General features: G+C 43.0%; 34 protein-coding genes and 2 pseudogenes. 26 read left to right on the top strand and 10 right to left on the bottom strand.

Annotated elements, in window-relative coordinates; all coding sequences use genetic code 11:
- Positions 1-4: 4 nt before the first annotated feature.
- Both BTR1S_RS06435 and BTR1S_RS23705 read right to left on the bottom strand, forming a co-directional pair.
- The gene (locus BTR1S_RS06435; RefSeq protein ID WP_006637002.1) at positions 5-454 is read right to left on the bottom strand and encodes a YrvL family regulatory protein; all 450 of its coding nucleotides are present in this window, start codon (positions 452-454) and stop codon (positions 5-7) included.
- Between the two features lie 542 nt (positions 455-996).
- Positions 997-1335: a hypothetical protein gene (locus BTR1S_RS23705; RefSeq protein WP_373870216.1), complete on the bottom strand. Its 339-nt coding sequence runs from the start codon at positions 1333-1335 to the stop codon at positions 997-999.
- A gap of 343 nt (positions 1336-1678) precedes the next feature.
- On the opposite strand from BTR1S_RS23705, the gene BTR1S_RS06420 reads away from it, so the two are divergent.
- The 6 genes from BTR1S_RS06420 to speG all read left to right on the top strand — a co-directional run bounded on the left by BTR1S_RS06420 (position 1679) and on the right by speG (position 6541).
- Positions 1679-2917, top strand: coding sequence for an MFS transporter (locus BTR1S_RS06420; RefSeq protein ID WP_051397522.1), 1239 nt, complete (start codon positions 1679-1681; stop codon positions 2915-2917).
- A 194-nt stretch (positions 2918-3111) separates the two neighbouring features.
- The gene (locus BTR1S_RS06415; protein WP_029418882.1) at positions 3112-4242 is read left to right on the top strand and encodes a response regulator aspartate phosphatase; all 1131 of its coding nucleotides are present in this window, start codon (positions 3112-3114) and stop codon (positions 4240-4242) included.
- A 442-nt stretch (positions 4243-4684) separates the two neighbouring features.
- A complete protein-coding gene (locus BTR1S_RS06410) occupies positions 4685-5275 on the top strand; it encodes a TetR/AcrR family transcriptional regulator (protein ID WP_006637007.1) in 591 nt (196 codons plus the stop codon).
- Between the two features lie 71 nt (positions 5276-5346).
- Entirely contained in the window at positions 5347-5682 is a 336-nt protein-coding gene (locus tag BTR1S_RS06405; protein WP_006637008.1) for a DMT family transporter, read from the top strand.
- On the top strand, positions 5682-5996 hold the full coding sequence (locus tag BTR1S_RS06400; RefSeq protein ID WP_006637009.1) for a DMT family transporter: 315 nt from the start codon (positions 5682-5684) through the stop codon (positions 5994-5996). The genes BTR1S_RS06405 and BTR1S_RS06400 overlap by 1 nt, the downstream gene beginning before the upstream one ends.
- A 17-nt stretch (positions 5997-6013) precedes the next feature.
- Positions 6014-6541 carry a spermidine N1-acetyltransferase gene (gene speG / locus BTR1S_RS06395; RefSeq protein ID WP_006637010.1) on the top strand — a complete coding sequence of 176 codons (528 nt, stop codon included), beginning with the start codon at positions 6014-6016 and terminating at the stop codon, positions 6539-6541.
- A 74-nt stretch (positions 6542-6615) separates the two neighbouring features.
- Here the strand turns inward: speG and BTR1S_RS06390 are convergent, their stop codons facing one another.
- Positions 6616-6801 (bottom strand): DUF4177 domain-containing protein, encoded by a 186-nt coding sequence (locus BTR1S_RS06390; RefSeq protein ID WP_006637011.1) that lies wholly within the window; start codon positions 6799-6801, stop codon positions 6616-6618.
- 173 nt (positions 6802-6974) lie between these two features.
- Between BTR1S_RS06390 and resA the strand changes: the two genes are divergently transcribed.
- From resA to BTR1S_RS06365, 6 genes and pseudogenes are all read left to right on the top strand, one after another.
- Positions 6975-7517 (top strand): thiol-disulfide oxidoreductase ResA, encoded by a 543-nt coding sequence (resA, locus tag BTR1S_RS06385; protein WP_006637012.1) that lies wholly within the window; start codon positions 6975-6977, stop codon positions 7515-7517.
- Positions 7514-7759 (top strand): annotated as a pseudogene (locus tag BTR1S_RS23700) (hypothetical protein); the annotation flags it as partial. The gene resA and the pseudogene BTR1S_RS23700, both read left to right, overlap by 4 nt.
- Positions 7760-7801: 42 nt before the next feature.
- A pseudogene (locus tag BTR1S_RS06380) lies at positions 7802-8064 on the top strand (manganese catalase family protein); the annotation flags it as partial.
- A gap of 88 nt (positions 8065-8152) precedes the next feature.
- Complete coding sequence (locus tag BTR1S_RS06375; RefSeq protein ID WP_029418880.1) at positions 8153-8953, top strand: DUF2935 domain-containing protein; 801 nt, start codon at positions 8153-8155, stop codon at positions 8951-8953.
- A gap of 657 nt (positions 8954-9610) precedes the next feature.
- The gene (locus tag BTR1S_RS06370; protein WP_006637015.1) at positions 9611-9910 is read left to right on the top strand and encodes a hypothetical protein; all 300 of its coding nucleotides are present in this window, start codon (positions 9611-9613) and stop codon (positions 9908-9910) included.
- Positions 9911-10260: 350 nt separating this feature from the next.
- Positions 10261-10866 (top strand): TetR/AcrR family transcriptional regulator, encoded by a 606-nt coding sequence (locus BTR1S_RS06365; protein ID WP_006637016.1) that lies wholly within the window; start codon positions 10261-10263, stop codon positions 10864-10866.
- A 91-nt stretch (positions 10867-10957) separates the two neighbouring features.
- On the opposite strand, the gene BTR1S_RS06360 is transcribed toward BTR1S_RS06365, so the two are convergent.
- On the bottom strand, positions 10958-11497 hold the full coding sequence (locus tag BTR1S_RS06360; RefSeq protein ID WP_029418879.1) for an AAA family ATPase: 540 nt from the start codon (positions 11495-11497) through the stop codon (positions 10958-10960).
- 210 nt (positions 11498-11707) lie between these two features.
- On the opposite strand from BTR1S_RS06360, the gene BTR1S_RS22740 reads away from it, so the two are divergent.
- From BTR1S_RS22740 to BTR1S_RS06340, 5 genes are all read left to right on the top strand, one after another.
- Positions 11708-11869, top strand: coding sequence for a DUF8570 family protein (locus BTR1S_RS22740; RefSeq protein ID WP_006637018.1), 162 nt, complete (start codon positions 11708-11710; stop codon positions 11867-11869).
- Positions 11841-12668, top strand: a complete 828-nt coding sequence (locus BTR1S_RS06355) for a prohibitin family protein (RefSeq protein WP_006637019.1) — start codon at positions 11841-11843, stop codon at positions 12666-12668. Before BTR1S_RS22740 ends, BTR1S_RS06355 begins: the two co-directional genes overlap by 29 nt.
- Before the next feature lie 70 nt (positions 12669-12738).
- The gene (locus BTR1S_RS06350; RefSeq protein ID WP_006637020.1) at positions 12739-13503 is read left to right on the top strand and encodes a hypothetical protein; all 765 of its coding nucleotides are present in this window, start codon (positions 12739-12741) and stop codon (positions 13501-13503) included.
- A 68-nt stretch (positions 13504-13571) separates the two neighbouring features.
- The gene (locus BTR1S_RS06345; protein ID WP_006637021.1) at positions 13572-14411 is read left to right on the top strand and encodes a thymidylate synthase; all 840 of its coding nucleotides are present in this window, start codon (positions 13572-13574) and stop codon (positions 14409-14411) included.
- A gap of 266 nt (positions 14412-14677) precedes the next feature.
- The gene (locus tag BTR1S_RS06340; protein WP_029418878.1) at positions 14678-17110 is read left to right on the top strand and encodes a peptidase G2 autoproteolytic cleavage domain-containing protein; all 2433 of its coding nucleotides are present in this window, start codon (positions 14678-14680) and stop codon (positions 17108-17110) included.
- A gap of 329 nt (positions 17111-17439) precedes the next feature.
- On the opposite strand, the gene lexA is transcribed toward BTR1S_RS06340, so the two are convergent.
- On the bottom strand, positions 17440-18063 hold the full coding sequence (lexA, locus tag BTR1S_RS06335; protein ID WP_029418877.1) for a transcriptional repressor LexA: 624 nt from the start codon (positions 18061-18063) through the stop codon (positions 17440-17442).
- A 156-nt stretch (positions 18064-18219) separates the two neighbouring features.
- Between lexA and yneA the strand changes: the two genes are divergently transcribed.
- The 6 genes from yneA (at position 18220) to BTR1S_RS06305 (ending at position 22583) form a co-directional block, all read left to right on the top strand.
- Positions 18220-18531, top strand: coding sequence for a cell division suppressor protein YneA (gene yneA, locus BTR1S_RS06330; RefSeq protein ID WP_006637024.1), 312 nt, complete (start codon positions 18220-18222; stop codon positions 18529-18531).
- Positions 18532-18551: 20 nt separating this feature from the next.
- A complete protein-coding gene (locus BTR1S_RS06325) occupies positions 18552-19214 on the top strand; it encodes a YneB family resolvase-like protein (protein ID WP_029418876.1) in 663 nt (220 codons plus the stop codon).
- A gap of 47 nt (positions 19215-19261) precedes the next feature.
- A complete protein-coding gene (locus BTR1S_RS06320; protein ID WP_029418875.1) occupies positions 19262-19495 on the top strand; it encodes a DUF896 domain-containing protein in 234 nt (77 codons plus the stop codon).
- A gap of 176 nt (positions 19496-19671) precedes the next feature.
- Positions 19672-21675 carry a transketolase gene (gene tkt, locus BTR1S_RS06315; RefSeq protein WP_006637027.1) on the top strand — a complete coding sequence of 668 codons (2004 nt, stop codon included), beginning with the start codon at positions 19672-19674 and terminating at the stop codon, positions 21673-21675.
- A 164-nt stretch (positions 21676-21839) separates the two neighbouring features.
- The gene (sirA, locus tag BTR1S_RS06310; protein WP_029418874.1) at positions 21840-22280 is read left to right on the top strand and encodes a sporulation inhibitor of replication protein SirA; all 441 of its coding nucleotides are present in this window, start codon (positions 21840-21842) and stop codon (positions 22278-22280) included.
- 84 nt (positions 22281-22364) lie between these two features.
- The gene (locus BTR1S_RS06305) at positions 22365-22583 is read left to right on the top strand and encodes a YneF family protein (protein ID WP_003182236.1); all 219 of its coding nucleotides are present in this window, start codon (positions 22365-22367) and stop codon (positions 22581-22583) included.
- 81 nt (positions 22584-22664) lie between these two features.
- Here the strand turns inward: BTR1S_RS06305 and BTR1S_RS06300 are convergent, their stop codons facing one another.
- The gene (locus BTR1S_RS06300; protein WP_006637029.1) at positions 22665-22829 is read right to left on the bottom strand and encodes an aspartyl-phosphate phosphatase Spo0E family protein; all 165 of its coding nucleotides are present in this window, start codon (positions 22827-22829) and stop codon (positions 22665-22667) included.
- A 243-nt stretch (positions 22830-23072) separates the two neighbouring features.
- On the opposite strand from BTR1S_RS06300, the gene BTR1S_RS06295 reads away from it, so the two are divergent.
- The 3 genes from BTR1S_RS06295 to BTR1S_RS06285 all read left to right on the top strand — a co-directional run bounded on the left by BTR1S_RS06295 (position 23073) and on the right by BTR1S_RS06285 (position 24773).
- Positions 23073-23780: a cytochrome c biogenesis protein CcdA gene (locus tag BTR1S_RS06295; protein WP_006637030.1), complete on the top strand. Its 708-nt coding sequence runs from the start codon at positions 23073-23075 to the stop codon at positions 23778-23780.
- Positions 23781-23834: 54 nt separating this feature from the next.
- Positions 23835-24200 carry a response regulator gene (locus BTR1S_RS06290; RefSeq protein WP_029418872.1) on the top strand — a complete coding sequence of 122 codons (366 nt, stop codon included), beginning with the start codon at positions 23835-23837 and terminating at the stop codon, positions 24198-24200.
- Between the two features lie 78 nt (positions 24201-24278).
- On the top strand, positions 24279-24773 hold the full coding sequence (locus BTR1S_RS06285) for a CcdC family protein (RefSeq protein ID WP_155910119.1): 495 nt from the start codon (positions 24279-24281) through the stop codon (positions 24771-24773).
- Positions 24774-24809: 36 nt separating this feature from the next.
- Here the strand turns inward: BTR1S_RS06285 and BTR1S_RS06280 are convergent, their stop codons facing one another.
- The 4 genes from BTR1S_RS06280 to sspO form a co-directional block, all read right to left on the bottom strand.
- Positions 24810-25238: a DUF2621 domain-containing protein gene (locus BTR1S_RS06280; protein WP_006637033.1), complete on the bottom strand. Its 429-nt coding sequence runs from the start codon at positions 25236-25238 to the stop codon at positions 24810-24812.
- A 217-nt stretch (positions 25239-25455) separates the two neighbouring features.
- Positions 25456-25830: an Hsp20/alpha crystallin family protein gene (locus BTR1S_RS06275; RefSeq protein ID WP_029418870.1), complete on the bottom strand. Its 375-nt coding sequence runs from the start codon at positions 25828-25830 to the stop codon at positions 25456-25458.
- Positions 25831-26018: 188 nt separating this feature from the next.
- Entirely contained in the window at positions 26019-26165 is a 147-nt protein-coding gene (locus BTR1S_RS06270; protein ID WP_006637035.1) for a small acid-soluble spore protein P, read from the bottom strand.
- Between the two features lie 29 nt (positions 26166-26194).
- On the bottom strand, positions 26195-26341 hold the full coding sequence (sspO, locus tag BTR1S_RS06265; protein ID WP_003182252.1) for a small acid-soluble spore protein SspO: 147 nt from the start codon (positions 26339-26341) through the stop codon (positions 26195-26197).
- Between the last annotated feature and the right edge of the window lie 89 nt (positions 26342-26430).

The raw sequence follows: 26430 nt of genomic DNA, 5'->3' as shown, positions 1-26430 counted from the left end.
GTTTTTAATGAGATTTAGCGTGTTTTTTATCAAACACCACTTCAATGAAAGCAATCAAGGCTGAGGCGGCTAAAAGAACGTGTGCAGGTATAAAAATGCTGGACATGATCCTGTCTACAATGTGAAATGTGATCAAATTCATAAAAAAATGGATTGTAAATGTTAGAGAAAGATATAAAGCTCTGTTATCAAAAGATAGAGAGACCATAACGACCAGTATTTTTTCAATAAATTCAAAAAACGCGCCGACTAAAAAGCAAAGAAGAATAAAGATCACGATGGAGGTGTTCGATTCATAAGAAACACCAAATAGCCTGAAAAATCCGGTGACGCCAAAAAAGATAAAAAACGCGGTGATTGCAACAGCCACAAAGAGAATCAGACCGATGCCAATGATGACGCTTAACTTAGACTTCAAATCCAATTTTTTGAAGGGTAAATCTTTTTTGTTCATGTTTCAGCTGTACTCCTTTAGTTCTTTGTTTCGGTGCGTTTTTTTCTGTTTATAAAAGGCAGGGCCGTACACATCATGAGAGTGCTTATGGCCGTTATACCCGCTATTATCATTTCTTTTGATTGGAAATAAAGAATGACACTATTAACCAGAACCGTTAATACAGACACTGTGGCTATTCTTATGGAAAATCGCAAATGAAGCATGTTGATAAAGATATAAAACATAAAGTACTCCAATAGAGCCATGACTGGTATGTAAGAAAATATCATGAATGCATAGATGAACGTATCGTCCCATTCATTAAGTACTCCCAGCCGAAAAAGATGTAAATAGATGAGACTTAAAAACGTTATATGGCAGATGAAAAAACCGGCAATGATTTTTTTAATCATATCCATCATTAAATGTCATTCCTTTTTACAGCGGATGAAAAGGACAGGTTATCATATATAGGCCATACATAGCAGCAAAAGCTTGAAAGGGGGAAAGCGGTTACCACAGATTATTAACAAAGCTGCAACCGGCTTTCAATGAATCAGTTAATCTTTTTTGTTAAGAAGGAAGTATCCTAATTTTGAGGCTAAGTATAAAGTCAGAGCGATCATTAAAGTTCTGGAGATGACGATTCCGTCAATCGCTAAATCATACCCTGCAGGTATTAAAGCATCAGTATAAAAGATAAAATATATTGATATGATGAAAGAGAAAAAAATAAAAAGAGCCCCCAAAAAACCGGCTTTGTTAAACTTCATATGTATTCCACCTTCTTTAAACCCGAATTTTTCAGCTATATTGTATGTATCTGAACCTCCCCTGCTCCATTCATGTACCAGCCATTTGTGATTATACGGTGTTTTAGCTGCCGGACATTGTTTCATAAGTCGGACCGTTAAAATGAATATGTTCACCACGAATCATATCATTGGAAGACATGGGAAATCAAGGCTTGCCGTTTGTCAAGCCATACGTTTCGTTTTCCATTTAGATGAATAAACACATTTTTAGTCTTGTTATATTTCACGAATGGAATATAACGCCATGTCTATATTGCTGATAAAGCAATCATGTGAGAAGGCTCTTACTATAACGAGAGAATGTAAAAGTCCTTCATGCACTTATTGACTTGCAAACCAAAAATAGGATACCTTAATAGATAGCTATTGTAAAAATGAGGGATTTTTGTAAGGGGGATTTCGGAGAAATGGATGGGACAAACACGGTTTGGCAAAATACTTCACGTTTCTTTTTTATTCAAAAATGGTAAAGATAACGGCAGATACCTTGGCGTTTAATACGATTCTGTGGTTTTTGATTCTGGATGGCAAAGGGGCTCTCGGTACTGCTTTTTTAATAGCTGTCACTTTTCTTCCTCAGGCCGTTATAGGGCCAATCATCACGCCGCTGATGAACACAGCCGCACTAAAGTTCTGGATGTTTTTTTCTGATCTGACAAGGGCATTCATCATGCTGGTGATTCCAATATGCTATTTTAATGGCTTTTCTCCGCTGTGGTTTATCATCTTACTCATGCTTATTCATTCAGCCACAGGAGCTTCATATGACCCTGCATCTGTTTCCATCATTCCGAAAATTGTGAAAGAGGATCTCATTCAAAAGGCGAATGCAGTGATCCAGTCTTCGGGTCAAATTGTAAAACTGGCTGCTGTGACGCTTTGCGGCGCTATGATCGTTGTGATCGGCGCAGCCTATACAATGCTGATCATCCTTCCGCTCTACATGATGTCGGCCTTTCTGGTTCTTTTGATTACGTACCATACAAAAGCTGAAGAAGCGAAAGCCGGGGGCCCTAAACAGCAGGGTACATATTTGAAGAAATTAAAAAGGGGATTTGCTCTTGTCCGGCAGCATCATATTTTGTTTCCGCTTGCGGTCTATTGCATTTTTTTAAATATAGGTTCCGCTCCATGGGAAGCATTGGCTGCAGTCTATATTGCCGAAGATTTAAACGAGGGGCCGATGGTTCATTCCATCATGAGGATCTTAACAGCCGCAGGAGCATTTTTGATGGGATATATTTTGACAAAAGTAAAAGTGAATCGATATGGGCTGCTGTTTGTCGCAGCCGGAATGGTAGAGGGCGTAGCATTTTTCTTGACCGGAATGAATTCAATCTTGCTGCTTGTATTCTTAGCGGCTTTTACTCTTGGAGCAACAATCAGTGCAATCAATGTCCCTGAACATACGATTATTCAAATATCGGTTGATGATGATGATCAGCCGCAAGTATTTGCCGTTATCAGAACGATCTCGTATGTCATGATTCCGTTGGGGGCGTTAATCTCAGGCTACGCAGCGGAAATTTTTGGAGCGGGAAAAGTAATTGCTTTTGGAGGGCTGGTTGAAATCCTTGCAGGGATAGGGGTGTTAACATTTACAAAACTTTGTCGGTCACAGCGCTCAGACTTGATAAGGGAAAAAGAGGGAAGCGTAAAAATGTAAGAAAATCATTTATTTGCATTACATATTCTTAAGATTCTGAAAATATCGTATAATATAATAAACATCAATAAATATTTGGGAGTTGCTTAAAGAGTGCGTGCGGTAAAGTTTCACACGATATTGAACAAGTCCAAAAGATACGGGATGAAACAATTTCATTTTTATCATTTATCCCAACGGAAGGGGTTTGAAACTTGTCCAATGAAATGGTGATTCCTTATGATTGGGTAGCAACGAAAATGAATCATTGGTATGTCGCTATTAAAAATAATTGGGTGAAGACAGCTGAAGAACGAAAAGAGGAAGTTAAAAAAGAAATAGCACTGATGGAAGAAAATCAAGATGTGCTCCTTTATTTTTCCCTTCTGGAATTCCGCCACGAACTGATGCTTGACTACCTCTATCCAGATGTGAAGAGGGATATTGAAAAGCGATATGAAGAGCTGAAGACAACGAGAAGAAGCAAGAACTTAAATGGGAAGCTTGAATATTATTATCATTTCTTTATGGGAATGTACTATTTCAGGCAAAAAGAACTGATTCATTGTTTGAATTTCTACAGAATAGCGGAGCAAGAACTCGATTCTATCGAAGGGGAAGAAGTGGAGAAAGCTGAATTTTACTTTAAGATGTCTGAAGTCTTTTACCATATGAAGCAGACATACTTTTCGATGCATTACGCCAGACGCGCCTATCATATTTACCGCAACGACCCCAGCTATGGCGGCAGACAGGTTCACTGTCAGTTTGTCATTTCAGGAAACTGGCTCGATAATATGCGCAATGAAGAAGCGTTAAAGCACGCGAAGCAAGCATTAGAAGATGCCGAGAAACTTGGCGAAAATTATTTGATCCGCAAAGCGCTTTTTAATGTTGGATTATGTTATGATAAGCTTGAAGAATATTCCAATGCTTCCCTTTATTACAAAAAATCACTTGACATTCAAGAGCCTGAAAATTTGAACTATCAGGCAAGAACGTTGTTTATGATGGCGTTTAATGAAGGGAAACAAAATAATCTGGAAAATGCCAAGGAATTTTATAAAAAGTCAAAGAAGTTAGCGAAACAATGCAGAGAGGAAACCGTGCTCGAAAAACTAAAAATGGTTAAAGGTCTTTACTTATCTCCGAATTTAGACCTTTTACGGGAAACATTTCAATACTTCGAAAAAACAAACATGTATCCTGATATGGAATGGTACGGCGTTTTTATCGGGGACTTTCTGTCCAGCAAGCGGGAATTAATGGGCGCAAACGAGTTTTACCGCAAGGCGATTGACGCACGAATAAAAATTCAGCGGGGTGAATTGTTGCTTGAAGTCTAAAATTTTCATTTATGCAGTTGTTTTTTTGGGAATCACAGGGATTATCGGCACGACCAACGTCCAATACGAAAGTGCAGCATTTAAAGCTGCTGAAAGAATGGAAACGTAATGGAATACAGGGGCTTTTTTCAACGCAAGACAACCTTGAATTAGGTTGTCTTGTCGATTGAGTTGCGTCGATAACAGACATCTGCATGCATACCAAATAGGCGCTGCAAGGAGTTTTTCTTTGCTGGCAAAGGGCAATTAACATCAATCCACCCGCCGGATTCGCTCGGTTATTTCATTTAGTGACAAGACAGTATCATAGAATACGGTTGTGGATTTTCATTCATCGAAGACCGTTTCAACGTTCAGCAAAACGGCTCAAGCCTCTGTTGACACGAAAAAATTGATCCGCTAAAATGAATGAGAGTCATTCATTTTTAGGGAGGTCTTCAATATGCCAAAACAAACGTCGGGGAAATATGAAAAAATTCTGCATGCGGCCATTGAAGTCATTTCTGAAAAAGGGTTGGATAAGGCCTCCATTTCAGATATTGTGAAACGGGCAGGGACCGCACAAGGGACCTTTTATTTATACTTCTCCTCAAAAAATGCTTTGATACCGGCGATTGCCGAAAATCTTCTGACACATACTCTGGAGCAAATTAAAGGCAAAATTGACGGCACAGAGCATTTCTGGAGGGTTTTAGAGATTTTAATTGATGAAACCTTTCATATAACCAACGTTCATAAGGATATTATCGTTCTTTGCTATTCCGGTCTTGCGATCGATCACTCAATGGAAAAGTGGGAAGCGATTTATCAGCCGTATTATTCCTGGCTTGAGGAAATCATCAAAAAAGCCGCTGAGAACGGTGACATTATTCGTGATATTAATGTAAGATGGACGGCCAGAACGATTATTAATTTTGTTGAAAATACAGCTGAACGGTACTACATTGGGGCTGAAAAAGATGAAGATCTGGAAGCATTCAAGAATGAAATTTTTACATTTCTCAAAAGGAGCTTAGTTTTACATAAAAAATGACGGGTATGCACCGTTCATTTTTTATGGCCTAAAAATGACTGACATTCATTCATATCATGGGGGTGTTTTGTTTGAGCTGGCTGCTTGTTTTCATCGCGGGTTTTCTTGAAGTGATTTGGGCCACCGCTCTTAAACATGCGGATACGTTCTCTGATTGGTTAATCATCCTTGTTTTGATTGCCGTCAGCTTTATTTTGTTAATTTGTTCTTACAAAACAATACCGATGGCTTCGGCTTACACCGTCTTTGTCGGAATTGGCACGGTTGGCACATATGCAGCAGGAATCTTTTTTGGGGAACCTTTTTCAGGAGGACAGATTTTCTTTTTAGGTTTGCTGCTGGCCGGGATTATCGGAATGAAGCTATTCACTAAAGAAAAAAACATTCAATCCAGAGGTGAACAGTAATGGCGTGGTTTTTATTATTCATTGCCGGTATTGAGGAAGTGATTGCGGCCATAGCGATGAAATATATTGATGGCATGAGAAAGAAATGGCCGATCATTGTCATGACGCTGGGCTTTGCTCTATCGTTTTATTGCCTTTCAAAAGCTATGCAGGCTCTTCCTTCCGGCGTGGCTTATGCCGTCTGGACCGGAGTAGGGAGCATCGGCGTGACAGCCGTCAGCTTTCTTTGGTTCAAGGAGCGGTTCCGTGTCCCGCAATTGATTTCCCTTTGTCTTATTATCGTCGGGGTCATTGGGCTCCGGCTTACATCTTAATAGAGGAGGATATGTACATGGATTATCAGCTGAAATTGCGTCCGTTGGAAAGAGAGGATTTGCCGTTTGTCCACCGTCTCAATAATGATGCGAAGATCATGTCTTATTGGTTTGAGGAGCCGTATGAGACGTTTGTGGAATTGCAGGATTTGTTTGATAAGCATATTCATGACCAAAGTGAACGGCGCTTTATCGTGCAAAAAGGCACAGAGATGATCGGATTGGTTGAGCTGGTCGAGATTGATTATATTCATCGGAGAGCGGAGTTTCAAATCATCATCGATCCGGAGCATCAAGGCAATGGCTATTCGTTTGATGCCACTTATTTGGCGATGAATTACGCGTTTTCGGTTTTAAATTTGCATAAGCTTTATTTAATCGTCGATGAAGAAAACAAAAAAGCGATTCATCTTTATAAAAAATCCGGTTTTTCAATCGAAAGCGAGCTGCAAGACGAGTTTTTCGTGGACGGCTTTTACCATAATGCCATCAGAATGTGCATTTTTCAAAACGAATTTTTAGCCATAAAACAAAATAAATCGTGAGCATTTATATATCTAGTTTTTAGGGGGCCACACAGAGCCGGTTCTGAAAAAGAATGAAAGCCCAGTCATCTTGACTAGGCGTCCCTTTCAAAGATCAGATCAAAATAAGCTGCTGTTCCATATCCGGAAATGCCGGGCGCGAAGATTTGAACAAACCTCCATCCTTTTTGTGCGTAATCGTGAATGATTTGTTGGTAATCTTCTTTTGGTTTTTTGTTGAATGCGCTTAGTTCGACTCTTACAAATTCATATTCTTTCATTAGCATCTCCTCCTTTATAATGATAAATACGAATAGAGGAGGGAAATGGTTCCGTAAAATATTTGCCATATATAGCATAGTTTTTTGTGCAGTATAAAGGAATTCACCCCGGCCGTATCTAAGTATTATGGGAGCTGTATCCGTGATCATGCGGGAGTCAAAGGAGAATACAGATGAAAAGACAGAAGAGATGCTTGTTCAGAATGATCATTTTCATCGTGTTATGTTCGGCCGCAGGGTTTGCTCTTTATCAGCAATTTGCGATGAACGATGACCGGGGGAAAAGCACTGAACTTCATCAGCCCGCCCCGAATTTTACATTGCCGCGGGTAAACGGCGGGGAAATCGAGCTGAAACATTTTAAAGGCAAGGCGGTTGTCGTGAATTTTTGGGGTTCCTGGTGTGAACCATGCAAAAGAGAGATGCCGGCCATTCAGAAAGCATATGAGCGCTATAAAGGAGACGATTTTGAAATCATCGGCGTAAATGTCCAGGAATCAGATGTGGCGGTGAGGAGTTTTTTGGATCGTTACGGCTTGACCTTTCCTGTGGCTATGGACAAGAGAGCAGAGGTATTCCGTTCCTGGGAGCTGCTTAATCTGCCGACAACCTTTTTTATTCATTCTGACGGCACGGTCGAGCGCGCTTATGAAGGAGAAATGTCAACCCGGCAGCTGAATCAGTGGATAGTTGAGCTATTGCAAGACAAATCATGAAAATCGGAAGGCTTTACCGCTTTAATGTTTGCTCTTTAGAATGTCTGCCCAGGCCGGTTTCGCCGCTTTGCCGGCTTCAAGGACTTGTGTACCAAGGCTCCTTCTGTACAATCAGACCCATCAGACATACACCTGTTTTTTTCTTTCTCATAAGGTATCGGGAAAGGAGCGGTTCCTATGTTTTTCATATTAAAGAATTGCAGTATCATGCAAAATCCGACAAGCCCGATGCCTTGTTCGCCAAAAAGCTCCAAGAAATTTTAGGGGGCCAATTTGGGGAACTGGCGATTAAAGAATTAGAAGCAAAAGAAAATGTCGTCGTTTCCAGCACCTTCCCTAGAAATCTTGAGAAAAGAGAAGTGTCCCGTGTTTTATTTAATTTCTCCAGAGGAAATGAAAGTGCCGCTGGAAGATGGGCAAAGGGCCGAAGCATAGATGGCGAAGGGGTGTTTCATATGTAGAACATCCGCAGCCGCTTGCCAAAAAACCCGTTTTAAGACCAGCTCCGCCTTATATTCATGACACGCCGCCTCCACACCTCTATTAATTAATAGAATCACAGCTTGCGTTGATCATAATTCAAGCCGACGGCGAATAGCCATAATGAAGAATGGTTATGAAAGGGAGGCGCGGTCTTGAAAACATTTCAGGAAACGGCAGTCTTTGAACACAAATTCTGGCTTCAGGTTTTGGGGGATCATGCCCGTTTTATTCTTGATTCTTTGGCGGAAAAAGAAAAGGATGACATTCAGCAGGCGAAGCGGTTCAAGCAAACGTTTGATGTGCTGTTGAAGAAAGTAAATACTTCTGCCGATTTGTATTCGCTCACATTGGAAGCGGAGGAATATACCCTCAGCTTCAGAAAATTCAAGCTTTCTCTGATTAGAAGGCACTTAACAGGCGATATTAGGATTCACCTTTCACCAACATTTATCAATCATATGGTAAATGAACTCGAGGAGTATTTACTTGTCATTAAATATCTGAAAAAGCGGGAAGTCCCGCCCATTTTTCATGAATTGCACCATCATATGCTGTGGCTGATGGATGCAGCGGGACATGCGGGGGCGATCAGCGACGATCTCGACGCGGTTGAAAAACGGCTGAAAAAACAAAGCCGGGGTTTTGTGAAGCACTTTGAACTTTTTTATCTGAAATCTGTGGAGCTGACAGGCTACCTTAGAGCCAATGTTGAATCATTTCCAGCCCTCAGAAAAATGAACGAAGACATCAAGCTTGAGATCGAATTGTTCCGTACTTTTTTACATGAGATAGAGGAATTGGAGTTGACCGATCAAATGCTTGGGACTTTTTCAGCCCTGATGGCAGACCATATGGCGAGGGAAGAATGCTATTATTTAATGAAAATCGCTGAATCGACAAATACGGAAAAGCCAGCGTGCGATCCTGCAAAACCGCGGCTGCAGGAAAAATAAAGCGTACATATGTATGCTTTTTTTATGTTTCATTTGTTAAAGAAATCCATTTTACTTCCGATGTACAAAATAGGACAGACATGTTTTGGGGTAAAAGAAAAATATAGAAAACGGACCATTCATGTTCAAAATCAATGAAAGGAGGGAGCCCGCAGACTACCGGGAAACGAACGAAAAAACGGCTGACCGCTTTTTTCCGGCAGCGCAATCGGCTATAAAAGTAAGTTTGTGGTAACGACAAATGGGTATTGATGAAACAGACTTAAAGCGGCGAAAGTATCGATTTTTCCGTTCCGGTAAATCTCTTGATCATCTCAGCGCCAGAAAACCGCCCGTCATGCGAGCAATATGGTGGACGAAGGCGTTGCACGACGACAGCAACATAAGGGAAGAGGTGCTTTCCCAAACAGGAGAGCCCTTTGGCACCTGTCACACTGCGGAAACCATCCGGCTATAGAGGATTCGCCATACACAAAAGGATAGATGTTATATAAAATCCATCGACATCCAATTGCGTAGTTTTAAAAGCGGTTCATTATGCTTCAACGGTGCTTTTTTGACGGAGATCGCGACTTTACCTTTGTCTATGAAACAGATAACATGTAGTCAAAAGCCGGGATACCGATCAGTCTGTCCTGAATATGGAGGTCTAACAAGGTGAAGGAAGAGCAAAGCGTCATTTCCGTTATTTCTTATCATAAAACAGAAAAGATCATCAAATACAATCAGCAAAAATATGTGAAAACACAGCACTGTCTCCGTTTATACAAAGATCGAGTCCAAAGCGCAAGCCATCAATTTGATTTGGAAAATATCAATGATATGTCATACAGGCCGTTCACCGACGCCGGTCTGCTTTATCTCCATACAAATCAAGGGGTCTTCGCCTATGAGGTCAACGGTGACCCGGATCATTTTATCAATTCCTATAAAAGACTGAAATGTTTCATTAAATAAATTAGAATATATATGCATTTTTTAGCATTAAATGTTAGAATGGATGCCGGGAATTTTATTAAAACAAAACAAGGGAGAAATTCGTCGTCAAGAAGTACCTTCAAGCATAAATTTACATACCGTTTGGCCTTGTTCAATTCATTGGAGATAACGGGCTTATGTCACTTGGCGTAGTTCGCTTGACACTGCTATGCTTGATAAAAGAGCGTCTGTCCAGGCTGTTGGCGTATCGTAGTCATTAAGCGTTTTTTACAGTTATGATTCTATCAAAAATGGAATGGTGCTTAACGCTTATTGCTTTTCTAAATACATACCCATTCACTTTCAATCAGAAAAGAGAGGACAGCTTAATGAAAAAGAATACACTGAATACGGTCCGAAAAATCATAGATGCGGGCTGCCGTTTGTTTGCTCAAAATGGCTATTCGGCAACCTCTGTTGATGAAATCATGAAGGAAGCCGGTTATTCGAAAGCCACATTTTATTTGTACTTTAAGTCTAAAGAGACGTTATTTTTACATATTGTGAACGAGCAAATGGAAGAACGCTTTCAGATCAGCATGAAATGCTTTCGGAAGAAGACTTTAAGGGGACTGTTAACAGGTATCGAGCAATTGATTCAAAAAACGAATAAAGAGCATACGACAGCTTTATTTATGGAATTTATGGCAAACAGTCACAGATATCCTGAAATCCAGAAGAAGGTCGCACTATTATATGAACAATGGAGAGAGTTTTTTGTTGTGCTGATCGAGCAGCTGCAGAAGGAAGGCATCGTTCAAACCCAGATTCCTCCAAGAGTAATGGCATCGACGATGATCGCGATTTTTAGCGGCTATAATCATCAGAATCACGCAGATCCCTCGATCAACAAACAGGAACAGCTGCAATCCATCATCTATTTGCTCAATCCAACCATTTATTCACAAATAAAAAATAAAATCTTCAATACATAACCAATGTTTTGAACAGCCGGCGCTTGTCAAGAGGCTGCTGACTTTGTCTGCAGCCTTGCATTGTCTCAGAATTCCCCGGGTCATCAGCGTGTCATACAAGGCGCGCCTCAGATTCTGCCCGTTTGATAATGTCATTCAGCGTTTCTTCAGGCGTCAAATCAGATGAATCGATCCAAAGCCCTATTCTCGGATTTTCATTTTTCATGATGTTATCAAGCGCTTCAACTTCCCAGATAATGTAGCCTGTTTTACTGCGCTTTTTCTCTCTCTTCAACAAAACGTCAATTTTTGGATTCAGCGTAATGAAGTACAGCGGCTTTGCTTCAAACAGGTCAAGAAAAGAATAGACCTCTTTTCCCAAGTAAACATCCTGCAGCACAACTGCAAATCCGCTTTTGTAGTACATGTCTGCAACTTTTGCCGCTATATGGTAGCGAAGCCTCAATTGTTCTACCGCGGCTTGAGGGCTTTCAGGCGCCATGTCGATTCCTCCTGTTACAATCATTTTCCGAAATATATCTCCGCGTACATGGACTCCCTGATCAAATTGTTCTGCCAGCATCTGCGCAATCGTAGATTTTCCTGAGGCCATAAGTCCGGTTATGATATAAACGCCTTTTTTAAGCATCATGGGATTCCTCCTTATTGAAATATTCGTCACTCTGCCCGAAAAGCAGCAATTTAGGGGGGCTTTGCTATAAATTCTCTAAAGCTTTCAGCAATCCTCCAGACGGCACATTTTCTCTTATATTTTAAAAAAATGAAACTTTAAGTTCATATGAACGTAAATATAAGCAGGATGAAAAGTCATACTGCATTCTAAACTCAAGGGGGGAGAAACATGAAAGTTATGATTGGTTCGATCATTTTGCTGTTCATCATCGGGTTTGGAGTATGGCTTATGCTAAGTCCGCTTTTTCAAAAAATCGGAAGAGGGGCAAGTAAAATCAAGAAAACACTGGAGGATGACACGGATGAAAGAACAACAAACGAAAAAGAATAAAAGCAAAGCATTGCTTGGCGGAATAATCGTTGGCATTGCCTTGATTGCAGGGGGATTCCTGGCATCGTTATTTATCGAAAAAATACCAAACGGCTACGTTGGCGTTGTATACTCTCCAAACGGCGGCGTCAAATCAGAAACACTTGATCAAGGGTGGCATTTCGTCGGACTGTTTGACAAGGTGACAGAGTACCCGGTCAGAATGCAGACGGTAAACAACCAGGATATCCAGGTGGCCACCTCTGACGGAAAAAACATTTCTATGGACATTGCCTATAACTATGTCGTTCAGCCTGATAAAGTCGTGGAATTGTTTAATAAATTCGGAGCCGTCGATATCCAATCAATTGAGAACAGCTATCTGAAAACAAGACTGTGGGACGCGGCGAGAAAATCGATTTCAAAATACTCAGTCATTGATACGTACGGACAAAAGTCATCTGATGCCGCCGCTGAGGTGCAAAAAACGTTTGCCGATGATATGAAAAGGCTCGGTTTTGTCATTGACGATTTAACCCTGGGCGTACCAAAGCCTGACAAGGCAACACAAGAAGCGATTGACGCACGCGTCAAATCATCACAGGAGCTGGAAAGAACGCAGACAGAACTCAAGATAGCCGAAGCGGAAGCGAAAAAGAAAAAGATCGAAGCAGAAGGTATTGCCGAGTATAATGACATTATCAAAAAATCAATGTCTGACGAAATGATTCAGTACCAATGGATACAAAAGTGGGACGGAAAAATGCCGAAGGCTACGGGTTCAAATGCTTTAATCCAGCTCCCAAAGGATGAGAAATAAGTTTTCTATGAAAAATCCCTTATTGACTAAGGGTTTTTTCGCGTTCGAATAAAAACAGAGGAGTGATCGAATGCAGGCTTCGAAAAACATCCTTTCGACATGGCGGAAATTTGACCGTTTTCCGATGGAAACGTTGACAAAAGCGTGGTTTTATCAGCAGGCCGGGAATCGGAAGCAGCGCGAGGTATCTTTGATGAAAGAGCATTACCGGCAATTCGGCATTTCAGGCAATTGTTTCGACCTCGCGATTTGGCTGCTTGATGAATTTAGCAAAGAGGGGATTGAAGCTTATCCGATCGGCCATCATTTCAAAACGGAAGATGCGCATGCAGCGGTGATCGCACTCGATGAAAGAGGACGGCGGTTTTTATGCGATTTAGGAGACCAGTGGCTGCAGCCGATTTTAGTGGATATTGAGAGTGAAGACTATACAAACGAGAAGCTGAGCGGCTTTTTTCCGGCTGCACAGGTTCAAATCACGCCTGTCCACAGCCATATTGAAGTCGTCTACCACAGGCCGAACGGAAAAACGTCAAAACAAGGCTATAACCCTGAACCTGTTGAGATGAAGCTTTTTTTAGAAGCCGCCGAATATTCGCAACGTACATTCAATCGAGAGCCGTTATTGGAGTGCAGGGTCCCGTATCAAGATGAAACCGCGCATTGGGAGTTCTGCGACTGGAGCAGCTGGTTGAGCACAAGCCGGGGAATAGTCAATGAACCGGCTCCGGATACAATAGAGGGATGGGTTGAAAACATTCATCATATGGCCGGATATGACAAACATGTTTTGCGTGAAGCTTTGGAAATTTATAAGTTCAACTTATTCACGTAAGATTTTTCTATTGAAAAAAACTCATTTTATTCATATCATTTGGAAAGAGAAGAAGAGGAGAGGATATCATGAGCCACTATGATCAGCAATACAACGCAATCATTCAAAACATTATGGACAACGGCATTTCTGATAAAGAGTATGATGTGCGGACAAGGTGGGATTCAGACGGCACACCGGCCCATACTTTGAGCGTCATGAGCCAGAAAATGCGTTTTGATAATTCAGAGGTTCCGATTTTGACAACGAAAAAAGTGGCATGGAAAACGGCGATTAAAGAATTGCTGTGGATCTGGCAGCTTAAATCCAATGACGTGCAAGTGCTGAATGATATGGGTGTACATATTTGGGACCAGTGGAGACTGAAGGACGGCACGATCGGTGCGGCATACGGGTATCAATTGGCAAAGAAAAACAGAGCGCTAAACGGCCAAAAAGTAGATCAGGTCGATTATTTGCTCCATCAATTAAAGCACAATCCGTCGTCACGCAGACATATCACAATGCTGTGGAATCCGGATGATTTGGATGAGATGGCGCTGACGCCTTGCGTGTATGAAACGCAATGGTATGTTAAGGAAGGAAAACTATCATTGGAAGTAAGAGCAAGGAGCAATGATATGGCTTTGGGGAATCCGTTCAATGTGTTTCAATATAATGTGCTGCAGCGGATGATTGCCCAAGTGCTCGGCTACGAGCTTGGGGAGTATATTTTTAATATCGGCGACTGCCACATCTACACCCGCCATATTGATCATTTGCGCATTCAGCTGAAGCGCGAGCAGCATGAAGCGCCAAAACTTTGGATCAATCCGGATGTAAAAGATTTTTATGATTTTACGATTGATGATTTTAAATTGATCGATTATAAGCACGGTGAAAAGCTGACATTTGAAGTGGCAGTATGAAAAGGGGCGGTCATTCCGCTTTTTTACAGACTCCGGGAGGAATTGCAGCGAGGAAAAAATTGCAGGTTTTACATGAAAGGATGGGGGACCATAAATGGTTCTCCATCTTTTTTTACGAATCATCATGTTTGGCAGAGGAGTTTTGACCATGGACGGCTAATTATAACTTTGAAAAAGAAGGCGGAAATTACTGATCCTGTAATGAAAGACCGCGGTTTTTCCGCCCACATTTCAACGCTTATATTATAAGAAAGGGGTGTCTTTTAATGGTCAATTTCAAGAAACCTTCTGATCTGTCTCTACATGCGGGATTGCGGACTCGTATTGATGAGGATTCCTTTGCACCTACAGAAATGGAGCAGCTCAAAGCAAGGATGGATAATCTTATACAGCATGCAGGGACTTCTCAAAGCGTTGAAGTAACAGATGCAAGGGTGACGGCTGAAGGCGAGATCACCTCGGTGTTAAAAGAGCGGCTTGACAAGGAATATGAAAAGCTTCTCAGCAAAATCACCCGGGAGGTAAATGTCGAAGATTTTGGAGCCGTTGCCGATGGAAGAGATAATACAGAAGCGTTTCGCAAAGCGATTGGCAATGGACACGTCAAAATAAACGTTCCGGCAGGCGTATATCTCGTTCAGGGAATCAAGCTTCCGTCCTGGACGTATTTTGTCGGACAAGGAAAAGGCGTAACTGTCATTAAACTTCATGAAGATGCACCCGCATATGAATGGGTGATCACAAATGATGATTATCAAAATGGGAACCGAAATATTTTCGTCCAGGGGATGACATTGGACTGGAATCCGGACAGGCAAGGCGGGGTAAGAAATCCCGGCGGGCAGTATTCAAGCTGTTTAACGCTTGCCAAAGTGGAGTTCGGCTGGATCAAAGATGTCGAAGCCGTCAATGCAGGTCTTCACGGCATTGACATTACGTCGCCGACATATGATCATTCTCCTGAAACCGACTGGACAAAGGACGGCTCGAAATATATTTGGATCGATAATTGTGTGGCATATGGCGCGGGTGATGACGGGATCACAACGCATTACAGCGAATACATTTTTATTTCAAACTGTCATTCGGCAAATCCGCGCGGGACAGAGCATGCCGAAGGGGCGTCCAACTCCAATGGGATAGAAATTGACGACGGTTCCAAGCATGTCTGGCTTTTGAATAATGTTACAAGCGGAAACATCCGCGGGGTTGAGGTCAAAGCGCACGACATGTGGCCGGCTTCTCAAAACGTCCATATTATCGGGCATGTCTCATACCGCGATACCCGTGCATTTGACCTTCGCCATATCGGCCATCATCAGGCTACAGATCCTGAAAGCACCACAGCGTACGATGTCACGCTTATTGATTGCACGGCTGTCGAACCGGTCTTTAACTCGCTGTATGATGGCATAACGCCAAGGGCACTCGTTATTTCAGCATATAAGAATGTTTATGTAAGCGGATTCACAGCGATCGGCAATCCGGAATACGACTATGGAGGCAATCCGGTGGTAGCCTTGCAGTACCGCAGTCAAAACATCACGATCAACGGCATCAAAATCCGCGGATTTAAAAAGGCCGGCGTCGATATCAATCTGTCAGGCGGGGCAAATAAAACCGATCATGTCAAAATTTCAAACTTCGATATTTATCATTCCGCTCCAAAAGGAATCTCGATTGGCGGCGGGCTTTATAATGTCAATATTATGAATGGAACGATGATAGCCGATGGCGGTACAGTAGGAATTCAGACACCGAACAGCCAGGCCGTGGTCGTCGGCGTTCTCGCAGAGGGGTATGATGCGGCTGCATCCATTAAAGGGCAAACCTACCAGCAGGTACCCGTCAGCTTAAAGGGCGGAGCGCAAATTGCCACCACCTCAGGCTTTGCGTTTGAGCCATCAAGCGCCGTCATCGCAGGAACAGGCGATATTACGGCCAAAGGCGAAAGAAATGCCGTCATCGGGTCTTCAGGCGGTTCCAGCACAGAGGGCTCCCGCGCCTTTATCACCGCTTCAAACAACTCTCATATTAAAGGAAACAGCGTATCCAGAACGATACTGTCCTCTGAAAGCATTACGCTTGAAGAGCCGTACACAGTAGCCGGGGGATACCAGTCAATTAAATGGCTTCTGGATTCCCTTTACGGGAATGGAACATTTGCGGGTTCTGTCAGGTCTTCCTTAACCGGATACGGAGAGTATTTTGAAAGTGAAAACGGGCAGCTCATCGAAACAGGCACCATTGTGGCGTTAAGAGGAGAAAAAATCGCACCGGCCCAAGCAGGGGATGACATGCTGGGGGTTATTTCGGAAACGGTCGCTTTTATTTCGGGAGAATTGGGGTTCGCCCGGCAGGAACGCTATTTGACGAACGAATTCGGCGGATTGATTGAAGAGAACGCGATTGATGAAGAAACAGGGGAGACGATTCGCATCCCGAAAATAAATCCCGACTTTGATGAAACTCTGGAAGCGAGCCGTTTTCTGCGGGCTGCCGGAGACCAATGGCATGTCGTTGGCCTTTTGGGACGGCAGTATGTACGGATTGACGGCACGGTACAACAAGGCGATTACATCAAGGCGCTTAACGGAATCGGGACAAGGGCTGGCGCAGGTTCTTGGAAAGTGATGAAAATAACCGCTCCTTACAGCCTTGAAAAAGGATACGGGATCGCGCTTGTCATGATTAAATAGCGGGCAAGACGGGCAGAAGAGACATTTCTCCATATTTCATTCACAACTGGAGTGCCAAACATTCACTATCGGGAGAGATCGGCGGGACATGCTGAGCTAGATGGCAAGGGCAGGTTCCGGGGCCGGCAGTTCCGGCGAAGCCTAAAAAAAGTTTCCTTTATGCAACTTTTTTGTTGACTGGAAATATGATATCGGAGATAATGATGTTGTAAGCATATTATGAATTCCTCTTTTCAGGTTCATCCTCCCAAAACGGGTCCGGATATGAACCTGATTTTTTTATGCAAAAAAGCTGCCGGAATAACCGGCAGCAAGAAGAGCTTCCCCTTTTAATGGACGGTGCGGAAAACGCCGATCACTTTTCCGAGAATGGTTACATTTTGCAGAATGATCGGCTCCATCGTCGGGTTCTCCGGCTGCAGGCGGATATGGTTCGCTTCCTTGAAAAACCGTTTGACGGTCGCTTCATCGTCCTCGGTCATGGCGACGACGATGTCACCGTTGTTTGCCGTGTTCTGCTGTTTCACAATCACATAGTCTTTATCCAATATTCCTGCGTCTATCATGCTTTCCCCCATAATCTCCAGCATGAAAACATGCTCGTCCGGCGGAGCCAGGCGATCCGGAAGCGGAAAGTACTCCTCGATATTTTCGACGGCGGTAATCGGTGTTCCGGCCGTCACCTTTCCGATGACGGGAACATTGACAACCTGGTTTTTCGGAATGTGGACTTCTTCTTCAGTGTCCAGGATTTCAATCGCTCTCGGCTTTGTCGGGTCCCTTCTGATCAGCCCCTTTGTTTCAAGCCTTGCCAAATGGCCGTGTACGGTTGAACTTGATGCCAGGCCGACCGCTTCGCCAATCTCCCTCACGGAAGGCGGATAGCCTTTGCGCTTCACTTCTTCCTTTATGAAACGCAAAATATCAAGTTGTCTTTTTGATAGCTTCGTCATGTTTTGCACCTCAAAACGTCGATTTTAGCTAGATTATAGCATGTTTTTCCTTTGAGTACAAACATAGGTTCGAAAAAAACGATTGACAGAAACATTTGTTCGTATGTATACTGAAGTCACTAAAAGCGAACAAATATTCTGTTTGAGGTGATCGATTTGAAAAAAGAATCATTCATTTTCGTTAGTCTCTTTACCGTCGGGATTAGCATTTGTATTCTGTTTATGTCTTTTGCCGCTAAGATCGAAGAAAACAAGCAATATGTTAAAATAGAAGTTCAAGAAGGGGATTCGTTATGGGGGCTGGCAGACCGCATTCAAGGAGGAAAAGCCGCCGACAGGCAAAAATTCATCGAGTGGGTTGCCGAACAAAACGATTTGCCGACATCCGTTATCCAACCCGGCGATGTTTTAGTCGTGCCGGTAACCAAGCAGCACTCTGACCAATATCAGCTGGCTGTGGTAGAGTAACAGGAATGGGGGGGATTTCCGTGAATGCGATTATATACACCAGGGTGAGCACGGCGAAAGAACAGCAGGAGACCTCCTTAAAACGGCAGGAAGAAGAGCTTGCAATGCTTGCCGCCGAGCACGGGATGACCATTTTGAAAGTCATTTCCGAACAGGCGAGCGGATATGAGCTGGATCGCGACGGCGTCCTCGATTTGCTTGAAGAGATAAAAACGTCTGATGTCGACGCCGTTTTAATCCAGGATGACACGCGGCTCGGCAGAGGCAATGCAAAAATCGCGCTGCTTCACTGTTTATATAAAGAAGGTGTCCAAATCTACACATTGGCCCACAGGGGACAGCTGGAACTTTCAGAAGCAGACTCAATGGTTTTGGAGATTGTCGGCATTGTGGAAGAATATCAGCGGAAGATCCATAATCTGAAAATAAAAAGGGGCATGAAAAAAGCGGTCGAAAACGGATACCGTCCGGAGAAAAACTTGAGAAATCAGCATGAAGGAACCGGCAGGGAGCGGATAGAAGCCCCGTTGTCGGAAATCATCAGGCTGAGGGAAAACAAGCTGACGTTTGCCGAGATTGCAGCGGTTCTAAGAGGTTTTGGCTACAGCATTTCCAAAGCAACCGTTCACCGCCGCTACCAGGAATTTAAAGAGGGCGGATCAGACCAATCTGTTGTCAAATGAGAGCGAATTTAGTAGTATGAAGATTAAACAGATTAAAGGAGTTTACCATGATTTCTAAAGAAAAAATAGCCAGAATTAACGAGCTTGCCAAAAAATCAAAAACTGGCTCTTTAACAGACGAAGAAAAAGCCGAACAGCAGCAGCTTCGCCAAGAATATCTGAAGGGAGTCCGCGCATCTATGAAAAATACTTTGAAAAACGTAACGATCGTAGATCCGGAGGGCAATGATGTAACTCCCGAAAAGCTGAAAAAGGAAAAAAGAAGCCGCAGGCTGCATTAATTTCAGGGAATACGCCAATATCGTATTCCCTTTTTGTATATACTATTGATGAACAATAAGGAAAGCATGACAAAAATTCATGATTTTTTCATTCAGCTTTTGAGCTGAAATGGTTGTGAAAACTGATGGGTAGATTTATGATAAGAAAGTAGAGTACATACAGGAAGGGGATAAAAATGAAAACGATTGAATTAAAGTCTGTAGCAACGATACGAACACTATCCATAGATGCTATCGAAAAAGCCAAATCCGGCCATCCAGGCATGCCGATGGGGGCTGCTCCAATGGCTTATGCGCTTTGGACTAAAATGATGAATGTAAACCCTGAGAATCCTAATTGGTTCAACAGAGACCGCTTTGTGCTATCTGCCGGACACGGTTCTATGCTGTTGTACAGCATGCTTCATTTAAGCGGATATGACGTTTCAATGGATGACTTAAAGAATTTCCGGCAATGGGGCAGCAAAACGCCTGGGCACCCTGAATTTGGACATACTCCTGGGGTTGATGCGACGACAGGCCCGCTTGGACAAGGAATCGCAATGGCGGTCGGTATGGCTCTTGCAGAACGCCACCTTGCGGAAACTTATAATCGTGACGAGTATCGTGTTGTCGACCATTATACATACAGCATTTGCGGTGACGGAGACTTAATGGAAGGAATATCATCAGAAGCGGCTTCTCTTGCTGGCCATCTGAAGCTCGGCCGTTTAATCGTGCTGTATGATTCCAACGATATTTCCCTTGACGGAGAGCTGAACCGCTCCTTCTCCGAAAATGTCAAGCAGCGCTTTGAAGCGATGAACTGGGAAGTACTCTATGTGGAAGACGGAAATAATATTGCTGAAATTACAGCAGCCCTTGAAAAGGCGAAGCAAAATGAGAAGCAGCCGACATTAATTGAAGTAAAAACAACGATCGGCTACGGTTCTCCAAACCGTGCGGGAACTTCAGGCGTTCACGGCGCTCCTCTTGGCTCAGAAGAGGCCAAGCTGACGAAAGAAGCATACGAGTGGACATATGAAGAAGACTTTTATGTTCCTTCCGAAGTGTACGACCACTTCCGTGAAACGGTAAAAGAAGACGGCAAACGCAAAGAGCAGGAATGGAACGAGCTCTTCTCCGCCTATAAAAAAGCTTATCCTGATCTTGCGGAGCAGCTGGAATTAGGCATAAAAGGAGATCTCCCGTCTGGCTGGGATAAAGAAATTCCTGTATATGAAAAAGGAAGCAGCCTTGCTTCCCGCGCTTCATCAGGAGAAGTGCTGAACGGGATTGCAAAACAAGTTCCATTTTTCTTTGGCGGTTCCGCCGATTTGGCCGGCTCCAATAAAACAACGATCAAAAACGGCGGCGATTTTTCAGCGAAGGACTATGCCGGCAGAAACATTTGGTTCGGCGTTCGCGAATTTGCGATGGGGGCCGCTTTAAACGGGATGGCTCTCCATGGCGGTCTGCGGGTATTTGCAGGCACATTCTTCGTCTTCTCAGACTACTTGAGACCGGCGATTCGCCTTGCTGCACTTATGGGACTTCCGGTCACATATGTATTTACCCATGACAGCATCGCGGTGGGAGAAGACGGCCCGACGCACGAGCCGATTGAACAGCTTGCATCGCTTCGCGCTCTTCCAAACCTGTCTGTCATCAGACCTGCGGACGGAAATGAAACAGCTGCTGCATGGAAGCTTGCGCTGCAATCGAAAGATCAGCCGACCGCTCTCGTACTGACGCGCCAAAACCTGCCGACGATCGACCAGTCTGGCCAAGCGGCATATGAAGGCGTTGAAAGAGGAGCCTATGTCGTTTCAAAATCTCAAAATGAAAAACCCGCCGCGATTCTCCTTGCGAGCGGATCAGAGGTCGGACTTGCGGTCGACGCACAAAGCGAACTCCGCAAAGAAGGCATTGACGTATCTGTCGTCAGCGTTCCGTCTTGGGACCGCTTCGACAAGCAGCCGCAAGATTACAAAAACGCTGTTCTTCCGTCTGATGTGACGAAGCGTCTTGCAATTGAAATGGGTTCCCCGCTAGGATGGGACAAATACACGGGCACTGAAGGAGATATTCTCGCCATCGATCAATTTGGTGCATCCGCTCCTGGAGAAACCATTATGAAGGAATACGGCTTTACGGCAGAAAACGTGGCAGACCGCGTGAAAAAACTTTTACAAAAATAATTAACAAATAGAGAAGAGAATGATCTTGATGATCATTCTCTTTTTTGGTTTTCGACAAAATTAGTCCCTTCTTTTATCATCATCAGACAATTATTTCTTGTCCCCTCTTGTATAATAGAAGACATATATCATCAGAATCGTGATAACGAGGGGGATGAGCAGGGATGGAACGCCATTATTATACGTATCTGATTGAAGAGGAATTTGCCAGCCACTATTTTGGGAAGGAATCTGTCATGTTCAAGCTTTTCTATGATTATCATTGGACAAGCCCCGAGGAAACAAAATCTCAGCTGGCTTCCAGGCAAATCGAGTATATTACAAAGCCGATTCCGGTTTCTCATATCCACAAAAGGCTTAAAATGAACCTCAGCGGAGCGGAATATACACAGGTTGACTGTATTTACAGACTGCTGGTTCCGGAGGGCAGCGCTTCTTTTATTATGAAAGATCGCTATATCGAAATTTTAGCAAACGGCAAGTTCGATGTGGAAACCGTCTTTTTTGAAATATTAAGGAAAGTAAGCCCTTGTTTTCTCGCAATGGATTTTGGTATGAAGCGCTACGGATGGCTGAACCCCGTCAAAGAAAGAAATTTTATATAAAAAAAAGAATTTGGACTGTAAATGTTGTATAATAGCCTTTGGTTTAGTACACTTTATACGAGACAACATGAAGGAGGAAGTTAAATGGATTTATGGGTTGTCATCCTAGTGGGCGTTTTGGCATTGCTCGCAGGAGTTGCACTTGGATTTTTCATCGCTCGTAAATATATGATGAACTATTTGAAAAAGAATCCGCCAATTAATGAACAAATGTTACGTATGATGATGATGCAGATGGGCATGAAGCCGTCGCAAAAGAAAATTAACCAAATGATGAAAGCCATGGAAAATCAAACGAAATAATACGAATGCGATTATGACATAGAAGGAACATGGTTATAAAATAAAAAACCCGCTTTCTGGGTTTTTTATTTTGATCTATAATTATTGGGTGCTGCCGCTGAGCGATAGTTTTTGGTATTCCAAGAGAAGGATATCCAGCTGCTGGCTGTGCTGAAGGGTAACATGTGATGTCATGCCGTTTGTCATGACGATTTGCAGCAGCTCTTTTCTTTTTTCCTCAATTTCATGAAGCAGGTTTTCTTTCATCACAGAAATTTATCCTTTCTTCTGTATAACTCATCTTTTCCGATGCCTACTAAATGCTATTATATCCATATATAGGTTTCTTTTCAATTCTAAAGGTGAGAAGGGGAAATTGCCAAAATTGATTATATAAATGAATTCGGAAAATCGAAATCCTTTTTGGTGATATGTTAGGAAATTGAAATGGAAATGTCATAAGAGATGATTTTTCTGCATGATATTCCAATAGATGGAAGGAGGAGGGGGATGGCAGATATTAATTATGTGCTGGCTTTCGGCGCCGGATTCCTATCGTTTATTTCACCTTGCTGTCTGCCGCTGTATCCGGCATTTTTATCCTACATTACAGGTGTCAGCATGAGAGAAATCCATACAGACAGGCTTATGCTGCAAAAGAGAAGCCTGCTGCATACGGTGTTTTTTCTGATTGGCTTTTCGGTTATTTTTGTTGCCCTGGGCTACGGGACATCGCTTATCGGCTCTTTTTTTAAAGAGTACCACAATCTGATCAGGCAGCTTGGCGCTATATTGATTGTCTTTTTCGGTTTTGTCACGCTGGGCGTTTTTAAGCCGGCGTTTTTAATGAAGGAACGGCGTCTCCAATTGAAAAACAGGCCGGGCGGGCTCCTGGGGTCCGTCGGCATTGGAATGGCATTTGCGGCCGGCTGGACGCCGTGCACGGGGCCGATATTGGCAGCCGTTATCGCGCTGGCCGGTACCAATCCGGTATCTGCAGTGCCATATATGCTGCTTTATGCGCTTGGATTCAGCCTGCCGTTTTTGCTGCTGTCCTTTTTCATTTCAAAGATGAAATGGTTCCGCAATCATCAGCTTTTGATCATGAAGATTGGAGGAGCCGCCATGGTTTTGATCGGAGTCCTTTTGTTTTTTGACTGGATGACGAAAATCATCATTGTGTTATCAGAGCTGTTCGGCGATTTTAGGGGCTTTTAGAAGCCTTTTTGGATATGGATTTTGCTATAATCAATCGTGATGTTGGAGGGGAGTATGACAAGGGTATTAATTGTTGATGACACAAAATTTATGAGAGACAAAATCAGAGAAATACTTGAAACGGAGAACTTTCAAGTCGCAGGGGAAGCCGGGAATGGAAAAGACGCCGTACTGTTTTACCAAAAGCTGAGACCGGACTTGGTGATCATGGACATTACGATGCCTGTGAAAAACGGAATCGAAGCGTTAAAGGAAATGATCGAGATTGATCCGAAAGTAAAGGTGATTATGTGTACGGCCATGCGCCAGCAGCGGATTGTCGTCGAAGCGATCGAGGCCGGGGCAAAAGACTTTATTGTCAAACCTTTTGAAGAGGCAAAAGTGCTGGAAGCCATTCGGCTTGTATTGGGTAACGCATAAGCCAGGCAACCGCAGGATTGGTTTTTTTCTCCGTTTTGGAGTATAGTAACAAGTAGAGAAATTCGCTTAGATAAAGGGATGATATGTATGATGATTGTGGTTTCATCTATACTTGCTGTCTTGATGGCCGTCATTGTCATGGCTGTCAGAATCAAGTCATCTGAAAAACCGGCTACGGCCAAAAAAATTATTTTGCCGCCGATCTTTATGAGCACAGGCGCTTTGATGTTTTTATTTCCAATGTTTCATGTTACAGGGGCAGAATTTTTGGAAGCCATAACCGTAGGAATGTTTTTTTCGATTTTCTTGATTAAAACATCGAAATTTGAAATCAGGGAAGATAAGATTTACTTGAAGCGCTCCAAGGCATTTGTATTTATTTTAATCGCCCTGCTTGTGATCCGGATCGGCATGAAAAGCATTCTGAGCACATCGATTGATTACGGGGCGCTCAGCGGAATGTTTTGGATTCTGGCTTTTGGGATGATCGTTCCATGGCGTATCGCCATGTATTTATCCTTCAGAAAACTTTCAAGTCAACTCGACTCGTCGAACAATATACAGGTGAACTAAAACAAAACCTTTCCGCACATCAGGAAAGGTTTTGTTTTATTTAAAAAGCGCTTGATATGGAGAATGATCAATATTTTTTTCTTTCAGGCGTTTGAGAAGAAACTTATGATCCCTTTTCGGTGTGGCCATAATATAGCCTCTGACGATTAAATCTTTATTGATTGAACGGGCGTTTTCTTTCAAAGCCAATTCACCGATTTTCCCGGCGATTTTCGCTTTGGCGATATCGCGAAACAACTCGGGAACCGGAGAAACAAGCTCATCAAGCAAATCTTTTTCTTCTTGTTTCCACATGTGTCTTGTCTGTTCAATGTAGTAGTCCTGCCAGTCAAGCTCTGACTTTCCGTCCTCTTTTGGAAGGCGCTTTAAAAATTTGCGAAACATGAAAAATCCGCCGATCGATAAAAGGACGACCATCGTGACGATCCAAAACAGCATCAGCCATAAAAACCAACCTTCCAGCATCTATCATCACTCCTTTATCTACAGACTATTTTACATGAACCACATTTAGAAGAACATAGAAAAAATATTATAAACTGGTGATAACACCTAATCAAAAGAGTTGCTAGAACATAGTCTATTGTATAGCAACTCTCCTTTTCGGCCATGGGGGATTGCTAGAGGATATTTGGCGGGTGAACGGAAAAACCCCGTCCGGGCTAGCCAGACGGGGTTCTTTTTATTCTTGGAAAGGAATATTGAAAGAAACAGAAGCTTCATCTTGGCTTCCTTGTTTGTTGATTTTAACAGAGAGGATATGATTTTGATATTCGGTTTCAATTTGTTTGTCATTGAGGAAAAAAGGAAGCATCATGGTCTTTTCGTAAGCCTGTTCATCGGTTTTAACAGAAAGTGTGAAATCATAACCTGAAAATGTCATGTTAAGGTTGGCGGGGGTTATATTGGTTAAATCTGCTTCAATTATATAGGCTGTACTCGTTTCATACAAATCAAGCGGAATGGTTTCATCATAAAGGGCAAAAGGATCATCAAAAAACTGCTTCAGCCATTCTTCATCAAATTCCGAGGAATCGGACCGTTTCGCGTTTGTCATTGAAGCATTCCTCCATACCTAGCCTTATGATAAGCTATGCGCGGTTTTGAATATTTGTGAAAAGACTTCCGGGCAGCAAGGCTGGAGATCATTAGGGGACGGACCGCTTGCCATCTGTGCGGGCGTTCGCTGTTGCCGGAGGAGAACTCAGCCTGCGGACAAGCTTAGCTGGCGCAGGCTGTTTCATCTTACATATCGTGATGTGAGTTGTGTTTTTGCCTTGTGTGGTTGCGGTTTTTTACTTTTTTGCTTCCGCTCAGCGGTTCAGGCTGGCCGGGCTGAGCGCCTTTCGGTGCATTTTTGCGCATATCTTTGCCGTCATTTTTGTTTGTCAATGCTTTGACCTCCTTGGACTGTAGGATCGTTACTGATTCGTTTTGCGCTTTTTATTGTTCTGGCGTTCGGCTTCGGTCAGGATGTGCTGATCATTCTCAATATAGCCTGCGCCATTCCCTTGTCTTTTTGCATTGTTCATCCCGTTTATGACATGGTTTGCTTTTCGTTTTGCCAATGCGATCACCTCAGACTGTAGTATATCCGCGCTCACTGCTTTGTATAAAAAAATGTATTTCCAATAAAATAAACTTTTTTAAAAGTATA

Source organism: Bacillus sonorensis NBRC 101234 = KCTC 13918 (assembly GCF_001592005.1).
Classification (GTDB): Bacteria; Bacillota; Bacilli; order Bacillales; family Bacillaceae; genus Bacillus; species Bacillus sonorensis.
This window is presented reverse-complemented; position numbering and strand designations above follow the sequence as displayed.

Coding starts and splice junctions, on each gene's coding strand:
- BTR1S_RS06435 (WP_006637002.1), bottom strand. CDS start 454: ATGAACAAAAAAGATTTACCCTTCAAAAAATTGGATTTGAAGTCTAAG.
- BTR1S_RS23705 (WP_373870216.1), bottom strand. CDS start 1,335: ATGAAACAATGTCCGGCAGCTAAAACACCGTATAATCACAAATGGCTG.
- BTR1S_RS06410 (WP_006637007.1), top strand. CDS start 4,685: ATGCCAAAACAAACGTCGGGGAAATATGAAAAAATTCTGCATGCGGCC.
- BTR1S_RS06400 (WP_006637009.1), top strand. CDS start 5,682: ATGGCGTGGTTTTTATTATTCATTGCCGGTATTGAGGAAGTGATTGCG.
- speG (WP_006637010.1), top strand. CDS start 6,014: ATGGATTATCAGCTGAAATTGCGTCCGTTGGAAAGAGAGGATTTGCCG.
- BTR1S_RS06390 (WP_006637011.1), bottom strand. CDS start 6,801: ATGAAAGAATATGAATTTGTAAGAGTCGAACTAAGCGCATTCAACAAA.
- resA (WP_006637012.1), top strand. CDS start 6,975: ATGAAAAGACAGAAGAGATGCTTGTTCAGAATGATCATTTTCATCGTG.
- BTR1S_RS06365 (WP_006637016.1), top strand. CDS start 10,261: ATGAAAAAGAATACACTGAATACGGTCCGAAAAATCATAGATGCGGGC.
- BTR1S_RS06360 (WP_029418879.1), bottom strand. CDS start 11,497: ATGATGCTTAAAAAAGGCGTTTATATCATAACCGGACTTATGGCCTCA.
- BTR1S_RS22740 (WP_006637018.1), top strand. CDS start 11,708: ATGAAAGTTATGATTGGTTCGATCATTTTGCTGTTCATCATCGGGTTT.
- BTR1S_RS06355 (WP_006637019.1), top strand. CDS start 11,841: ATGAAAGAACAACAAACGAAAAAGAATAAAAGCAAAGCATTGCTTGGC.
- BTR1S_RS06350 (WP_006637020.1), top strand. CDS start 12,739: ATGCAGGCTTCGAAAAACATCCTTTCGACATGGCGGAAATTTGACCGT.
- BTR1S_RS06345 (WP_006637021.1), top strand. CDS start 13,572: ATGAGCCACTATGATCAGCAATACAACGCAATCATTCAAAACATTATG.
- BTR1S_RS06340 (WP_029418878.1), top strand. CDS start 14,678: ATGGTCAATTTCAAGAAACCTTCTGATCTGTCTCTACATGCGGGATTG.
- lexA (WP_029418877.1), bottom strand. CDS start 18,063: ATGACGAAGCTATCAAAAAGACAACTTGATATTTTGCGTTTCATAAAG.
- BTR1S_RS06320 (WP_029418875.1), top strand. CDS start 19,262: ATGATTTCTAAAGAAAAAATAGCCAGAATTAACGAGCTTGCCAAAAAA.
- tkt (WP_006637027.1), top strand. CDS start 19,672: ATGAAAACGATTGAATTAAAGTCTGTAGCAACGATACGAACACTATCC.
- sirA (WP_029418874.1), top strand. CDS start 21,840: ATGGAACGCCATTATTATACGTATCTGATTGAAGAGGAATTTGCCAGC.
- BTR1S_RS06305 (WP_003182236.1), top strand. CDS start 22,365: ATGGATTTATGGGTTGTCATCCTAGTGGGCGTTTTGGCATTGCTCGCA.
- BTR1S_RS06300 (WP_006637029.1), bottom strand. CDS start 22,829: ATGAAAGAAAACCTGCTTCATGAAATTGAGGAAAAAAGAAAAGAGCTG.
- BTR1S_RS06295 (WP_006637030.1), top strand. CDS start 23,073: ATGGCAGATATTAATTATGTGCTGGCTTTCGGCGCCGGATTCCTATCG.
- BTR1S_RS06290 (WP_029418872.1), top strand. CDS start 23,835: ATGACAAGGGTATTAATTGTTGATGACACAAAATTTATGAGAGACAAA.
- BTR1S_RS06285 (WP_155910119.1), top strand. CDS start 24,279: ATGATATGTATGATGATTGTGGTTTCATCTATACTTGCTGTCTTGATG.
- BTR1S_RS06280 (WP_006637033.1), bottom strand. CDS start 25,238: ATGCTGGAAGGTTGGTTTTTATGGCTGATGCTGTTTTGGATCGTCACG.
- BTR1S_RS06275 (WP_029418870.1), bottom strand. CDS start 25,830: ATGACAAACGCGAAACGGTCCGATTCCTCGGAATTTGATGAAGAATGG.